The 15330-nt window shown below is 52.0% G+C and carries 17 protein-coding genes; 8 read left to right on the top strand and 9 right to left on the bottom strand.

Going from position 1 to position 15330, the window contains the following annotated elements; genetic code table 11:
* Both DYU11_RS18475 and DYU11_RS18470 read right to left on the bottom strand, forming a co-directional pair.
* On the bottom strand, positions 1-909 hold the full coding sequence (locus DYU11_RS18475; protein ID WP_119669183.1) for a phage capsid protein: 909 nt from the start codon (positions 907-909) through the stop codon (positions 1-3).
* Positions 910-1026: 117 nt separating this feature from the next.
* Positions 1027-2013, bottom strand: a complete 987-nt coding sequence (locus DYU11_RS18470; protein ID WP_119669182.1) for an HK97 family phage prohead protease — start codon at positions 2011-2013, stop codon at positions 1027-1029.
* Positions 2014-2246: 233 nt separating this feature from the next.
* Here DYU11_RS18470 and DYU11_RS18465 point away from each other — a divergent pair, with 233 nt between their 5' ends.
* The 5 genes from DYU11_RS18465 to DYU11_RS18445 all read left to right on the top strand — a co-directional run bounded on the left by DYU11_RS18465 (position 2247) and on the right by DYU11_RS18445 (position 7580).
* A complete protein-coding gene (locus DYU11_RS18465) occupies positions 2247-2723 on the top strand; it encodes a hypothetical protein (RefSeq protein WP_158600310.1) in 477 nt (158 codons plus the stop codon).
* Complete coding sequence (locus DYU11_RS18460) at positions 2720-4345, top strand: hypothetical protein (protein ID WP_119669180.1); 1626 nt, start codon at positions 2720-2722, stop codon at positions 4343-4345. Before DYU11_RS18465 ends, DYU11_RS18460 begins: the two co-directional genes overlap by 4 nt.
* 1 nt (position 4346) lies before the next feature.
* On the top strand, positions 4347-4766 hold the full coding sequence (locus DYU11_RS18455) for a phage protein Gp36 family protein (protein ID WP_119669179.1): 420 nt from the start codon (positions 4347-4349) through the stop codon (positions 4764-4766).
* Between the two features lie 109 nt (positions 4767-4875).
* Positions 4876-6177: a phage portal protein family protein gene (locus tag DYU11_RS18450; RefSeq protein ID WP_119669178.1), complete on the top strand. Its 1302-nt coding sequence runs from the start codon at positions 4876-4878 to the stop codon at positions 6175-6177.
* An 8-nt stretch (positions 6178-6185) separates the two neighbouring features.
* Entirely contained in the window at positions 6186-7580 is a 1395-nt protein-coding gene (locus DYU11_RS18445; RefSeq protein WP_158600309.1) for an ADP-ribosyltransferase domain-containing protein, read from the top strand.
* On the opposite strand, the gene DYU11_RS18440 is transcribed toward DYU11_RS18445, so the two are convergent.
* Entirely contained in the window at positions 7572-7760 is a 189-nt protein-coding gene (locus DYU11_RS18440; protein ID WP_119669176.1) for a hypothetical protein, read from the bottom strand. The genes DYU11_RS18445 and DYU11_RS18440 overlap by 9 nt on opposite strands.
* Positions 7761-7812: 52 nt before the next feature.
* On the opposite strand from DYU11_RS18440, the gene DYU11_RS18435 reads away from it, so the two are divergent.
* On the top strand, positions 7813-8235 hold the full coding sequence (locus DYU11_RS18435; protein WP_119669175.1) for a phage virion morphogenesis family protein: 423 nt from the start codon (positions 7813-7815) through the stop codon (positions 8233-8235).
* A 73-nt stretch (positions 8236-8308) separates the two neighbouring features.
* Here DYU11_RS18435 and DYU11_RS18430 read toward each other — a convergent pair whose 3' ends face one another.
* The 6 genes from DYU11_RS18430 to DYU11_RS18405 all read right to left on the bottom strand — a co-directional run bounded on the left by DYU11_RS18430 (position 8309) and on the right by DYU11_RS18405 (position 11823).
* Positions 8309-9484 (bottom strand): RNA-guided endonuclease TnpB family protein, encoded by a 1176-nt coding sequence (locus DYU11_RS18430; protein WP_119669174.1) that lies wholly within the window; start codon positions 9482-9484, stop codon positions 8309-8311.
* A 4-nt stretch (positions 9485-9488) separates the two neighbouring features.
* The gene (locus tag DYU11_RS18425; protein WP_119669173.1) at positions 9489-9854 is read right to left on the bottom strand and encodes a hypothetical protein; all 366 of its coding nucleotides are present in this window, start codon (positions 9852-9854) and stop codon (positions 9489-9491) included.
* A 12-nt stretch (positions 9855-9866) separates the two neighbouring features.
* A complete protein-coding gene (locus DYU11_RS18420) occupies positions 9867-10142 on the bottom strand; it encodes a hypothetical protein (RefSeq protein WP_119669172.1) in 276 nt (91 codons plus the stop codon).
* Positions 10143-10288: 146 nt separating this feature from the next.
* A complete protein-coding gene (locus DYU11_RS18415; RefSeq protein WP_310589484.1) occupies positions 10289-10516 on the bottom strand; it encodes a helix-turn-helix domain-containing protein in 228 nt (75 codons plus the stop codon).
* 71 nt (positions 10517-10587) lie between these two features.
* On the bottom strand, positions 10588-10881 hold the full coding sequence (locus tag DYU11_RS18410; RefSeq protein WP_119669171.1) for a hypothetical protein: 294 nt from the start codon (positions 10879-10881) through the stop codon (positions 10588-10590).
* A gap of 54 nt (positions 10882-10935) precedes the next feature.
* Positions 10936-11823, bottom strand: a complete 888-nt coding sequence (locus DYU11_RS18405; protein WP_119669170.1) for a hypothetical protein — start codon at positions 11821-11823, stop codon at positions 10936-10938.
* 312 nt (positions 11824-12135) lie between these two features.
* Here DYU11_RS18405 and DYU11_RS18400 point away from each other — a divergent pair, with 312 nt between their 5' ends.
* Positions 12136-12519, top strand: coding sequence for a hypothetical protein (locus DYU11_RS18400; protein WP_119669169.1), 384 nt, complete (start codon positions 12136-12138; stop codon positions 12517-12519).
* 12 nt (positions 12520-12531) lie between these two features.
* Positions 12532-15303: a tape measure protein gene (locus DYU11_RS18395; RefSeq protein ID WP_119669168.1), complete on the top strand. Its 2772-nt coding sequence runs from the start codon at positions 12532-12534 to the stop codon at positions 15301-15303.
* The last annotated feature ends 27 nt before the right edge of the window (positions 15304-15330 follow it).

The following is a 15330-nucleotide window of genomic DNA, read 5'->3' as shown; positions in this document are numbered from 1 at the left end:
TTAAGCAGCCGCTTCGATGATCGACACGATGCCTTTACCATCGGCCCGGCGCTGGCGACCACCCATCATTACCAGGAAGGAATAGATGTCGCCGAAATAAGTTGGATCGCCAATGTTCTCAAACATATCAATCGTACCCATTGCGCGGGCAACGGCCGAAGGATGCCAGCACATGACAGACGCGTTGTCGGTGGCCGCCGTAGCTGCATCCGGGTCTTTCGGGACGGGCGTAGTAGCCGCCGTATAAGATACGGTGGTTGGACGTTCCATCAGATCGAAACCGTAGAGCCGCGAAACGACACCAGCTTTCATATCCAATTCTAATGAGCTATCCCGCTTTTTCAGGTCCTCATCATCCAACAAGTATTCCATCATGTCACCAGGGATAAGTGCAACCCGCCCTTGCTTCGGCACGTTCTGGTTATTCAGGATGGTACGCGCCCGCTTCAAGTCTTCTTTCCGGAAGCCTTTCCGGTCGCCCGTTGCACCAGGAGCTTTACCGAGTGTAGCGGTGCCCGTAGTACGGATGTATTGAGCCGCTACAGATGGTGCCCAAACTCGAAGCATCCATTCGGCTACCGCTTCACGGAGATAGTTCATGTTCTCTTCCATGACCGACGCCCGCTTATCGTAGGATAGCTGAATCGTGTCGAGGTTGGGGATCAGCGTCGGGTTTGACGTGTACTCATCAAGTACATACGTCACCTCTGTATCCGACCGCTTATTGACCGTTGCGGGTAGCGTTGTGCGGTTCTTTACTACGCCTGAAGCAGTTCCAGCCTGCGGAATGTGAACGACCTTCCCGGCCAGCACATATTGATCTTCGTTGGTAGCATAGTTCAGGAACTCGTTCTCTTTGTAGAGACCCTTCACGATGTCCTGTTGCCAGATTTCCTTTTCAAGTGCCATTGTTACGATGGATAAATAGTTGGATAAAGATTGGACCGACGTTGAAGCCCCTGTGCAGGAGCCGCCCGGTTGCGGGCGGCTCCCTTCTGTCTGGCTCTTATTCGCGGGTCGGTTATTTTAGGCAGTCGGTTTGCGGCCAAACTTGGCTTCAAACAGACGGGCGTATTCTTCGGGTTGCTTCGCCTTAAGCTGAATCAGCGTTCCGGCTTTGTCGTGTGCATCCCAGTCTTCCTTCGCTTTAGCGTCGGGCAGGGCAACCGTCGTGGCCGTAGCAGCCGCGCCCTGGTTGGCCAGTTGTACCAGGTCCTGGGGTTTAGTCAGACTAGCCAGCGTCTTCGCCGTCAGGTCGAAGTTCAGATCGAACAAGGCCAGATAGTCTTCTTTCTGAGCCGCCGTGATCCGCTTGTCCGCAACAGCCGCATCGACCAGCTTTACAGCATCGTCTTTCTTGGCTTTGGTGACAGCAGCCTGCAACTGCTCAAACTTCTCTTTGTAGCCGCTTTCGGCCTTCAGGTTAATGATAGCTCCCTGAACGTCCTGTTCAGTAGCCGTAGCTGCTAGGCCCAGGGCCGTAGCGATGGCTGCAAGATTCATAGTCTGTACAGTTTGGGGGGTATTGGTTTCGATTGGTTTGTACTCTTCCAGGACGGCCGATAGTTTGATGTCGTCGCCTAACAATTCGCCGTTCCGATACAGCTTCAAAGCATTCCGGTTGCCGCCGATGTCTACAATACTGATCTCAGTCAGCACCGATACCGGGCAGTCGTAACAGTTCAGGTCGTCGTTACGGACCACCTTCGACCAGTCGGGTTCAATGCCGATGGAACAGGCCCGGATATGACCGCGCTCCACTTTACCGGCTACCGATTGAACCACCTCGTCCGGATCGTCCAGATCGAAGACGGCATCAGCGTAGAACTTACCGTCTTTCTTGGTCAGGTTTTCCCACGAACCAAAAACCTTTCCTCGCTGGTGCATATACAGCATCACAGGATTGCTCTCGAAAGCGGTGGTGTCGATCCCATCAGTCAGGATACGAAGGCCATAACAGTTGATGCTTTCATCACTGGCCAGGAAGGTCTTTGACTTCGCGGTTTTGCTCATGTGTGTACGGTGGGTACTGATCGTGTACGGCCGGGTCCCGGCGGGGAACCGCGTCGTGCTTTAGGACCGAAAGTTGAGAAGCCCGGCCGATGGTCGCAAAACCGTCTCTAACTGGTTACGCGACATCCGATACTGGTCACGCTTTTTCCGATAACCAGTTAGGATCACTTTTCCCAATTCCCCCGCTACCGACCAACTTTGGTCAGGCAGTCAACGCCCACCACCGTACTTATATGAGCAATCGCGACAAGAAGGAGATCGGGAAGGAACTCTTCATGATAAAGATTCCGGCCAACGAGATCGCCCGGATTCTGGACGTATCGGCAACGACCGTTTCAAACTGGACGACAGCGGAAGGCTGGCACGAAGAGCGGGCTGGCGCTATTTCCCGCAAGCGCAACCGTATGGACTTAATGGGCGATCTGATCGACTATCAGCTCGAAGCCATGCACCAACGGGTTAAAGCCAATCGACAGGCTATTACCGACGATCCCGAAGCTGCTCTGGTCCTCATCGACAAAGGCGAAGTAGACGCCCTGGCCAAGATGTTCGCCACCATCAAAGGAAAGGAACTGAGCTGGGCCAATATCGTCGGCATCGTGCGGGAATTAGTTGAGTTCATCAATGCCAAGTCGCCTGATTTGGCAAAGGCTATTGTCCCTTATTCGGACGACTATCTGGTCACTAAACGCGAAGTCATGCAACAATGAGCCAGTTAGACAAAGCCCGCAACCAGAAGAAAGAAGATGCTCAGCTTGCCGGTACCGGCATGAGCCGACTGAACTTTAAAGAGCGTCAGGAACTTCAAGACTACTACGATCTCCGAAAGAAGATCGTCAGTGACTCCGCGACCGCTGACCTCAACGAGTCAACCGAACAGCGGCTTGCCCGGATCGAACGGCTGAAAGGAAACTTCAGCGAGTTCTGTCAGTATTACTTTCCCAAATATTGCAAGTCGCCCTTCGGCTGGTTCCACAAACAAGCGGCCAAAAAAATAACGGCTGATTGCCGTATCATGGCGGTTCTGGAATGGCCACGCGCTCACGCAAAATCAGTTTTTGCGAACGTGATGCTTCCCTTATATCTGAAGGCAAAGGGTGAGCTGAACGGCATGATCGTCGTATCTAACAACTACGCAAAAGCCGTTGGACTACTGATCGACATTCAACTGGAACTGGAGGGCAATGCCCGTTACATTGCCGATTACGGGGAACAGTACTCGCATGGTGACTGGGCGGAAGGCCAATTCGCTACCCAGGACGGTATTGGCTTCTGGGCATTCGGTCGGGGGCAAAGCCCTCGTGGAACTCGTAGAGGAGAAAAGCGGCCCGATTACATCGTCGTTGACGATATTGACGACAAGGAGATCGTCAAGAATCAGGACCGGGTTACTGAAGCGGTTGACTGGGTGCGAGAAGATTTATATGGTTGTTTCGATGGGAAACGGAGTCGTATGGTCATTGTCGGCAACCGGATACACCGGGCTTCCATATTGGCGCATCTAGTGGGTGATGTCGAAGACACCGATGTTGTCAACCCCAGCATCTATCATCTCAAAGTATTCGCGCTGGAGAACCCGAAGACCCATAAGGAAGATCAGAGCGAAAAGGGTGTTCCGGCCTGGAAGGAAAATTTCGCCCGTACTGATCTGGAAGAACTATTCGGTAAGATCGGCTATCTCTCCAGCCAACGCGAATACTTCCATAAGCACATTCAGGTCGGCCGGATTTTCAAGAACGAACATATCCTGTGGACCAAACCCGCCAAGCTCTACGTCTACGATCACATCGTCACCTATAACGACCCGTCATTCAAAGACACCAAGAAGAATGACTATAAAGCCATCGTCGCGGTCGGTAAGATCGGCAGGTATTACGATGTGCTGAATATGTCGGTTCGGCAGGCAACGACCGGCGCAATGGTGAAGGCGCATTATGATCTGCACGAATGGCTTGAAGAGAACGGGGCGAGACTCGTAACCCACTACATGGAAGCCAACTTCATTCAGGATTTGATTCTGGTAGACTACGTTACCGAGTCCACTCCACGCGGGTATATGCTACCGATCAGGGGCGACGACCGCAAGAAGCCCGACAAGTACGGCCGGATCGAAAACCTGACACCGCTTTTTGAACGGGGCGTGATTCGCTTCAATGAAGAGATCAAGAAGTCGGTTGACTTCCGAAACTTTAAAGACCAGCTCATCGGCTTCCCGGCCGCGCACGACGACGGTCCCGATGCCCTCGAAGGGGGTATCTGGCAGATCAACCGCAAGGCAAAGATTGACGTACCCATGACGCCCGGCCCCATGCGCCGTGATAACCGCTACTGATATGTTTTTAAACAAGCCCGATTTAACGGCCAACGCCTACCCTGAAATCATCGCGGCTATTTCCCGCTACTCCGATGAAGGCGTGATGGTGCATTGTCAAACGGCTGAATCCGAACTGGAGACCTATTTAGGTCAACTCTATGACATCCGGCCCGAACTGGAGAAGACCGGCACCGCCCGCCATAAGCTGCTACTTCAGCTTAGCGTCAACATCGCTATCTACTATTTATATGGCAATCAGGAGACGATTCCCACGAAGGTAGACAAGGCGTATGAACGCTCGCTGAAGACGCTCGAAATGCTGGCTAATGGAAAGATCAAGCTGGCAGGCGTTGCCCCGGCTCCTATACCAGAAGAGCCGGTTGTTGGCGGGCAAGTGACCTTTAGCAGCAACCCCCGCCGTCCACCGCTCGACCTGTAGGGCGACACCCGTTTAAATACTGTTTAAATTCTTCGAGATTCTACGCTCTCTAAAAAAACGTAGCAGTACCCACCTAACTATTTGAGTGCCTTAAAACGCACGTTTTGACATGGCGAAGTCAACCACTAAACCGAAAGCAAAAAATCCTGCGCTAACCGTCATTGACCAATCGCTACAGGTCCGGTCGCTCGACAGGTCGAAGAAGTCGCTACAGTCCTGGAAGACCGCCCTCCAGTCAGCAGAGTCCATTGTCAATCCAGTCCGCAAGCTGCTATATGATCTATATGCCGACATCGTTCTGGACGACCAGCTTTCGAGCGTGCTGGATCAGCGCCGTCTTACGCTTACCAATTCAACCCTCACCTTTCAAAAGGATGGCGAACCCATTGACGACATTCAGGCGATCATCGACCAGGAGTGCTTCGAGGACTTACTTGTCAATATCCTGGACAGTAAGTTCTACGGCTATTCCTTGTCACAATGCGATTTCGCTAACGGTAAGATTGAACTGGTACCGCGCCCTCACGTCCGACCTGAATTCGGGATCGTAGTCGCCAACCCGTCCGACTCGACCGGCATCGACTACACCGTCGCCCCTTACGATAAGCTATGCCTGGGCGTCGGCAAAAAGAACGATCTGGGTTTACTCCTGAAGGCGGCTCCGTTGGTCCTGCTAAAACGGGGCGACGTGTCGGACTGGGCAACGTTCAACGAAGTATTCGGTCAGCCGCTCCGTGTCGGCAAGTATGACCCCAACATCCCCGGCAACCGGGAGCAAGTGGCAAAGGGATTGGAGTCAATGGGATCAATGGCCTATGGCGTCCTTCCGATTGGATCAGAGATCACGTTCCAGTCTACGTATCAAACCTCGTCAGCCGACACCTACGAACGGTTCGCCAAACGGATGGACGAAGCCATCTCCAAGCTTATTATCGGTCAGACTATGACGACTGACAAAGGGTCAAGTCGAAGCCAGGCGGAAGTCCATGAGCGCGTTGCCGACAAGATCGCCATCGCCGATCAACGGTTTGTTCTTCGCTACCTGAACCACCACGTGCGGAACATGCTGGTCGCCCAGGGCTTTGCATCTGCGGCCAACGGTGAGTTCAAGTTCGTGGAAGAAGAAGCCAAACTAACCAAGAAGGAACGGTTAGAAATGGACCTGCGGATTCACAAGGAAGTGGCACCGCTCCAGATCGACTACTTCGCCGAAGAGTACAACGTACCGATTGACGAAGCGGCCCTTCAGGAGCGCAAGGAACAGCAGGAACAGGAGCCGCAACCACCAGCCGCCAAGAAGAAAGCGCCGACTGGAAAAGGTAAGAAAGTGGAACAGGCGTTGGACGAAATGTCGTTTAAACGCTTTTTAAACCTGTTTCGCGATTTTTTCGCCGAAGCCCCGACCCGGTAACTGATCCTGTGATCGGGGCAACCATTCGCCATTTGTACTACTGCGATCATGTCGATCACGTCCACTTGGCTGCGGGCGACGACGAGTTGCAGGACCTGCCTGATTTCATCGACGTAAAGAAGATGTCGGAAGCGGCACTAAAGAACGTGTATGATGGCTTTAGCGGTCTGGTCGAACCCAACCTCTTCAAGCTGACTAACGAAGCGATTGGACACGGCATAACGGTCGGCGTACTCCAGTACGGCAAACCGAACCCGGCGTTTTTGGGACACATGCACAAGACGGGCACCTGGTTCAGCGCCCGCAAATCCTATGTGCAGCAGCAGGAGTTAGCCAAGCTGTTGATGTCGGAAGACGGCACGACGAAACGGCCGTGGCGTGAATTCAAAAAGGCCGCGCAAGGTATAGTCGGAGCCTACAACGAACGATGGCTGAAGACGGAATACAACACGGCGATCCGGGCCGCCCGGATGGGGAGCCGCTGGCAGGAGTTTGCTGCCAACAGCGACCTGTATCCGAATCTGGAGTATTTGCCCAGCCGGGCCGCAACGCCCCGCGAAGAGCATAAGCCGTTCTACCACGTCATTCGGGCGTTCGATGATCCGTTCTGGGCCACGCATTACCCACCCTCAGACTACAACTGTGTGTGTGGAGCTGAACCCACCGACGAAGACGAAACGCCCCTTCCGGAAGTCCAACCCAAGCCAGCGCCTGGTCTGGATCATAACCCCGGACAGACTGAACAGGTCTTCAGTGATTCGCACCCGTACACGGTGCAACTTCAGGAAGAGAAGGCTGACATCGACGCCATCGACCAGGACGGCGAACGGCTCCAGCGCGAAGCCGACTATCAGACGCTTCGGCTAAGTCCATCGTTCATGGATGCGCTCAATAAGACGGATTCGTTGCAAAGCCAGTTCCCGACCGCCGATCATGAAGAGCTGGCGGCCACCTTCGATTATTCGCGAAGTGCATACTACGATTTGAACCGATGGCTAAGGGGGAACTTTCGGGGTGCAAGGCCCGATCAGGAGCAATACTTCGGTGCGTTTACGCGGGTCTTATCTTCCCTGCTTAACAAGCTACCGAAGTACACGAAACGGGTCTATCGGGGTGATGATCTACCGCAATCGGTCATCGACGGGTATCGTGACGCCCTCAGCCGAAAGGTACCCATTCAGCACAAGGGCTTCACGTCAACGTCGGCAAGTGCCAATAAAGCATTTGAGGGTCCCCAACGATTTGTCATCAAGTCGAAGACCGGCCGCAAGATTAAGGAATTGAGTGACTTCAAATCCGAGGAAGAAGTACTGTTCGATGCAGGAACGTGGTTCCTGGTGGAAAAAATGGAGACAAAAGACGGGCTGCTATGGATTTACCTGAAGGAAACCAAATCAAGATAATTCGCTGGCACGACGACGACGTATCTGGCGGGCTTCTTTGTCCTCCTGGTCGCGCTCTTCTGTGGTCAACGCATCCCGGCGTTCTTGTTCACGTTCTTTTTCCCATTCCCACCACGCATCGAACCGTCCCTCTTTGGGACCGCCGTCAGGGGCAGCATGGGGGTTCGTTTTAGTGGCCATGAGATTTGTAATTGGTGCATCAAGTATAACAAAGTTTTAGACGAATTCGATCATGTCGCCCCAAGATTTTGAGTCATCGGCAAACGAGATCAGACGGTTCATTCAGCAGAAAGTGCCTAAGATCATCGGTATCGAAGCGACAAAGCACTTTAAGCGGTCATTCCGCGACGAAGGCTTTACCGACGACAAGCTCGAAGAATGGGACGACATCGGCGAACCGCGCAAGGTGCAGAAGCGACGGGCCAACGGCGACCTACCGCCGATCCTGACCGACTCCGGCGACCTGGGCGACTCGCTGACCTACTCGGAAGAAGGCGATAAGGTAGTGGTATCAACCGATGTCCCCTACGCCCAGCGGCACAACGAAGGGTTAAAGGGAATGCCGAAGCGTCAGTTCATGGGGCCGTCGAAGCAACTGGAGAAGAAGATTATCGGCAAGATCGAAAAGGAGCTGGCCAAGATTTTCAAACGATAACCGCCGTTTGGTAGGAGGTACCATAGAGAGCATTACGGTAGGCGTATGGCAGTCCAAAGTACGGATTCCTGTTTCACCGACCCGCTAGTGCTAAGGTCTCCACAGGCGTCAATTCGGGCGCACCCCGCCCTACTAATGTCTTAACTACTATTTCAGGATGAAACGCAAATCTGACAATATTCTTAGCCGCAAGCTGGTCCCGGTCGTGAGTCGTGCCACAACTAACGCACGTCCAAACCCGATCTTTCAGGGTAAGGGCGTCGTTCTTATGGCCACAACTACATTGCTTACTGCTTGGCGCAAAGCGGTCGATAACCAGTACGTTCACACCGTACCAGCCCGCTTTGTATTCCAGCATCCGGCGGAACGTGCCGAACCCCGCATCTTTAATGTGCCGGGCCAGCTTGTGGTTTTTGCCCATACCAGCAACGTTTAAATCTTCAATGCACACCGTTTGGTTCTCACGGACAAGTCGGGTAGTGACTTTGTGCAGAAAATCGGTTCGCTGGTTGGTAACGCGCTCATGGATTCGCGCCAGTTTCTTACGGGACTTTTCCCGGTTCTTGCCGCCCTTCTTTTTCTTGGAATGCTGTCTACTAGCCCGGCGCAGGGCTTTCAGAGATTTCGACAGGTGCCGGGGGTTGGCGATGGTTTCGCCCGTACTGAGCGTTGCAAAGTACTTGATACCCAGATCAACGCCAACGGCCCCGCTTTCAATGGGTTCGGTTTTGGCAGCCGGGTTAATGTCTTCTTCAACCAGACAAGACGCGAAGTACTTGCCGGTCGGGGTTCTACTGATAGTGACGGTTTTAAGTTTTCCTTCAAATCGCTGGGAGATAACGCATTTGACGGGACCAACCTTTGGCACCTGAATAAGACTCGAATCAAAGTTAATGTAACTGCGGCTAGGGGGTGGACAATAAGCCAACGATTGCTTACTAAACTTGGTTTTAAAGGCAGGGTAGCCATTTCCGGCAAAGAAACCAGCGTAAGCATTTTCTAGATTCTGCAAACTGATTTGCAGGGACTGCGAATAAGGGTCACTGAGCCAAGTAAGTTCTTTTTTCAGGATAGGCAACTGCCGTTGCAGGTCATTGTAAGAGACCCGCTCTTTGCTTTCTTCCCACGCCCGTTTCTTGGTTGCCAGTCCCCAGTTATAGATGTAACGCACCGCCCCAAAGTGCCGGTTCAGGGTCTGAGCCTGCACTTTGGTCGGATAAATCCGGTAGCGATAGCGTTTGTACATCATAACCTTACTGTTTACTGGGTTTCTCAAGCTGACCCATCAGCCAAGCAAAGCGGGAAGCGGTCAAATCGGTTAACAGGCTTAATAGCTGAGCGTCGGTATAATCCGACGCCGATAGGGGGCGGTGTTCGGGCGGGGTCTGAGATAGCCCTTTCAATACCTCACGGGCCGAGGGTTCCAGTTCCGAGATGGCCGGACCCAGGTAGGCCGCTATCCAGTTGGCTCCGTTGCGGGGTTGCAGGTGTTCTTTGCCTGTAGTTACTTGCCAGAACACATCATACAGCGCATTCTGCAAGCCTTCGTAGTACTCAACCGGGTCCCCATCCTCAATGGGAATCTCAATTATCAGCGCGTGCTTCTCAAAGCGTACCATATCAATCTACGGTTAGGCGTGCGCCGGTTGATACTGGACAGCTTGCAGGATTTCGGGGTCAAGCCGGGCAATCAGCCCATGCAGGCCAGCGGTCAATTCGTCTACCGAACGGTGCAGGTGATAATTCCGGCTCGCCTGAAACGCGGGGTGGTCAGCGAGCAACCGTACATCTTGGAGTAGATCAAGACAATCGGTCAGGGTGGGCCACTGGTCGGCAAGCGGGGCTGCCATTGGCTCAACAGAAGTTGCAACTTGGCGTTGCAGGGCGTAGTTTTGCAGAGTGTTCATTTGAACGTAAGGCGTTTAATTGGTACACATCGCCCCTGCGTTGTATCCGGCAAGATCAAAACGCGGGGGTTTTTGTTGTCGTTTGACTCTGTAAAAATAACATAACTTTGTACAAATACAAAGTTTAAAGGCAAAAAAATATTTACCTACTTAAAGGTTGGGTCAAATTCTACCCCAAGCGCTTCGGCAATTTTCTGCAAAGTTTCAATTGTAAGGTTCTGTTTTCCTGACTCGTATAAACTAAATGTCGATTCAGCAACGCCCACCTTTTCGCCAAGCTCTTTCAGGGTCAACCCCTTTGCTTTTCGGGCGTCGCGTATCTGTTGGCCTACCCGTTTCTTTATATCCTCCATATCCGGCGCTAATATAACCATTAGACGGCCTAGCCGGGGTTTGTCACCTGCCTTTTTCGTAACCGGCTTATCGCCCCCTTGCCGTAGGTTAATTAGAAGTTAAACAAATCATCCTGATCTGCCTTATATTTATTCAACACCTTATCAACTTTCTCTTTAGTTTCTGCGTCTTCGCACTCTACTTCAAAAAATAAACCTTTCTTTACATTGCCGTAAAAGGTCAATTTAATAGGCACTTGCTTACTATTGAGCATGAATGCCAATCGCTCCATTTGTTTCATATCATCCTCATAGGCTTTATTTATTGTGTCACCTAAGTCGAGGTCTTTCCGGCCATCCTTTGGCCCTCTAACGAAGCGATCATGCACCTGGATTAGCTCTGCCATATTACTATTGTTGTCTTGTTAAGGTGGATTAAAATGACATTTCAATCATATAGCCTATACCAAACCTAAGCTCATTGTAACATCATATCCAAGATCATATAGTCTAGCGTAAACTTCAATGGCACTAGTCGGGTAGAGATCAATTTCATACTTTAGGAATAATTCGCACGAATCATTGTATCTATCAAATGTCATGCTACCTGCTGGAATTGAGCCAAAAATTGAACTCACTATCTCAATAGCTTGCTCTAATGTAGGCAACTTCTTGTCCTTTGACGTAATTGTATAAGAGGCACTAAAAATAGAATGGTCTTCTAATCGAGAACTGGCAGGTATATTATTTCGCTCAACCTTGCTAAGTATCAAATCCAGCTTTTCAAGCATATAATCATTTACTGACCCATGCTTTATATCCAAGTCTTTCTTTATAAGGGTATCCTTAACAACCCTAGTGATGGGGTTGTCAGTCTCCTTGCTTGAACCTTCTGTGATACGCCGAACCGCCTTCCGAAGTGCTGACCTCAATTCTTCACCGCCCTCAAAGTCATTAACAAAGAAGATTGTACGCTCCTGGTTAATATCAAAGGGTAGCGAGGTTCCTTTTTCAACAATGGCAATAACCGGCTTATTGACTCCATGCCGAATAGCAAGCTCATACATGACATTAGGATTAAGCCCGGTCAGATTCGCTACCACTAGGTCATCTTCCAAGATTGCCTTTACGACCTGATTGGTAATCGAGCCACCTTCTTCCATTTCGTGAGCCGCCTTGACTTCATAGCCAAACTCAACCAGAACGGGTCGAAGCACTGACTGTAGCAGGCCGTTTGTTGCCCTTCTTATCTCACTCCCATCCGGCCCGATAGGGGTTATTACAAAACACCGCTTTTTTTCATTGCTAATTTCAAACTGGATAGCGTAACTCTTGCGCTCTTCGCTCATTGATTCTTCATCTGTTTATTGCACTCACAAGAACCTATAAAGGATGCTAAAAAGCAATACCAATTGAGCACCCGTTTAAATACTGTTTAAATTGGTCGAGAATCGACGCAAATCCAAAAGCCGACCCTTTTGTTGGCTACTCCCCAAAGTCTCTCATAGCGCGTTTATTTGATCCTCCCTCTTCCACCCCCTACCAATCGGATACGGTAAAAAGCGTGACCAGTACCGGGTTTCGCGTAACCAGTTAGAAACGATTTGGCGACCTGCCACAAGCCGCCGACCTTTATCTACCAATACCCCCCGTACGTACTTATGCTTACCAAACAGCAACGTAAACAGCTTGAGCGGCTGAACGCAAAACACACGATTCGCGCCTGGGCAACTCGACTTATCTCTGTTGAAGGCGAAACGTGTACCGTACAAGTTCTTGGTTCATCGCTCATTTTAGATGGTGTTCGGCTCTACAGGGCAACGGACGAAGATACCGAACCGGGCACACTCTTAGCTACACCCTTGCCCGGCTCGCTGGTATTAATTGGGACTATTAACAATGGCGAACCATTGGTTCTACAGATCACGCAAACCCAATCTTTTACCTACGAAGGCCAAAGCTTCAACCTGACGTTTGAAGACGAGGTACTTACGATCAAAAGGCCGGAGCAGCAGCCTAACTTCTATTCTGTCCATAACCTGTAACCACTGGGTAACATGGAGCCTTATTCTTTTGATATAAAGATTAATGACCTGGCATCTGGTCCGGTGCTCAACTTCGCTAAGACCTTCAAGGGGGTTGAAGCGGGGTGGATGAAGTCAGCCGCCAAGTTCGCCAATCTGTTTTCCCAGACAGGCGAAAACGTAGACGACCTTAGCGACAAACTCAACCGGCTACAGGCCAGACGCAAGCTGATGGTTGATTCGTCAGCCATTGAAGCCGCCGACCGGGATATTGCCAAGCTCCAGCGGCATATCGACAGCCTACAGAAGCGGCCCGCTAAAGCACCCGGCTTCATGCAGGCTATGTCGGCCAGTGCGCCCGTTGCCCCGCCCGACCGATCCTACCAGCCGACTCGCGTTGTCGAACACGGCATGGGGCGATGGGCTATGCCAAACCTTTCCTTTGAGCAGGCGGCTAAGCCCGTTGCTCCATTAGCCAGTTCGCGTCCAAGCTGGTCCGCTCCGATGCCCGAACGACAAGCACCGGATATGACCCAACCACGGCCCCGTTCAGGAGGCTTTCTGGATATGGCAAAGCAGTGGGGAAGCATGTTTGACAATACGTCGGCTCAGGCAGATCGGCTTCAAACCAAGCTCAATGAACTGACCACTAACCGGGCTTTACTGGTGGATAGTGCCGATCTGGAACGAGCCGACCGGCTGATTGCCCGGACACAGGATCAGTTAACCAATCTACACAACACTGCCAACCGGCCCGCGTCGGGTCTGTTTGATGCCATGCGGTCGGGCGTCAACCGGCTTACGGGGTTGCTTCCAAGCGCAGGCAGTGAAGTAGAACAGCTTGAACATCGGCTGGTGGACCTGACGGCTAGGCGAACGCTTGTGGTAGACTATGAACAGGCCGTTCGTGCCGACCGGGAAATTGCCCGGCTCGAACGCCAACTGGTTCGGGCGCAAAGCCAAGCCAACCGGCCCGCGTCAGGCTTCTTTAACTCCCTGGTTAGTGGAGCAAGACGCATGGTGGGTTCACTGGCTTCACCCCGCCAGTCCGTCGATCAGTTGAACCAGCGCCTGAACGAGCTAACCCGGCGTCGGGATTTGATGGTCAACACGGCTGATATTGCCCGCGCCAACCGGGAAATTCAGGAACTGGAACGGCGCATGGACCGAATGCGCAATACCGGGCGTAGCGGCTCTTCGTCGGGGAGTGGAGGGTTTATGGACTGGCTCAAACCAGCCGCCGGAATGCTGGTAGCGGGGGGCTTGGTAAGCGGGGCTATGCACTTTGCGCAGAAGGGTATGCAGCGTGAACAGGTCGGTGTGGCCTTTGAGCAGTTCGTCGGCAAGCAGGGCATTGCCCCCATGATGAGCCAGCTTAACACCTTCGCCAACGTGACCCCCTATACGAACGATGAGGTATACGGAGCCGGGCGAAACCTGTTGGCCGCTAAAGTTGGGCCGGGTGAACTGAATCAGAAGCTTACCAACGTGGGGAACATGGCCGCTGTTAGCCAGAAAGATTTTCTGGAACTAACATCCTCCTACGCCAAGATCAAAGCGAAAGGGTTTGCTGACAGCGGGGAACTTCATCAGGAGTTCGGTGGAACCCTACTCATGGACCAGCTTAAGAAAAACTTAGGCGTTGACGGGGAAGGACTGTTCAAGATGGCCGAAAAACGGCAAATCCGTTTTGCTGATATAGATAAGGCTATCGCTGACCTATCCGCCAAAGGCGGTGCTTATGAAGGCGGCTTGGAAAAGCTCAGCAAAACGGCGGGTGGTAAGCTGTCTACGATGCTGGGTACATTCGAGGATAAGATAGCGACCTGGGCGGCTTCAGAAAACACCTTTCTGGGTACGGTCTTCGACTTTGGGACCAGCTTTCTTTCGCAGATGCAGCCGCTTGAAGTGGCTTTCACGGGGTTACTACAAGCTTTTAAGCCCATCGGTGATTCGCTGTTTGGTCTGGCCGTATCGCTGGGTCTGGTCTCCGAACAGGGGTCAGGCGTAACAGGTATCGTTAGCGCCCTGACGACAGGTATCAACCTACTGACAACGGCGGTTGAGGTGGTAGCGTCTCCGTTCGGTCAACTGGTCTTACTGTTTGCGGGGGCACTAAAGGGGGCTATGCTGTTTAACGCGGGTCTGATGGCCTTACGCGCTCAGGGCATTGTGTCGCTGGCTACAGGCTTGCAGGCGCTTTGGGCGGTGATGCTGGCCAATCCCATTACGGCTATTCTGGTGGGGTTTGTGGCGTTGGGCACACTTCTCAAAACGGCTTACGATAATGTAGACTGGTTCCGCAATGCGGTGGATAGGGCTTGGTTAACCATGAAGGGTATCTTCAATAACATCGGTGTCGTGCTTCGGGCGATCATCATGCCAACACCGGGCAATCTGAAAGCGGCTTTCGATGTGGTTGGAAAGGCTTGGAATTCGGCGGGCACAATACTCGAAACCAAGCGGCAGGAGGATAAACGGGCGCAGGCTGAAAATGAACGCGATGACCGAAAAAAGCCCTATAAGCCTGTTGCGGGCGCAAACTCGGTATTTGCCAACAAGCCATTCGGTAATACAGTCTCATCGAGCAGTTCGGTCGATAAGGCAAAATCGAGCGGCATTCAGTCGGGTGTTACGGGCGCTAAGTCAACGAACATAACGATCAATCTAAAGAGTCTTATCGAAGGCGGGGTTCACCTGCATACGTCCACCGTAAATGAGGGGATTGATGACTTTGAGGAACGGGTTAAAGAAACCCTGATCCGAGTATTAGACTCAGCAAACGCAATAGATCGTGCGTGGTGATTATCTATAATTTTTATCAATCATAAA

This window comes from Fibrisoma montanum, assembly GCF_003583365.1.
GTDB lineage: Bacteria > Bacteroidota > Bacteroidia > Cytophagales > Spirosomataceae > Fibrisoma > Fibrisoma montanum.
The sequence above is the reverse complement of the archived record's forward strand: the minus strand, read 5'-3'. Positions and strand labels throughout refer to the sequence as shown.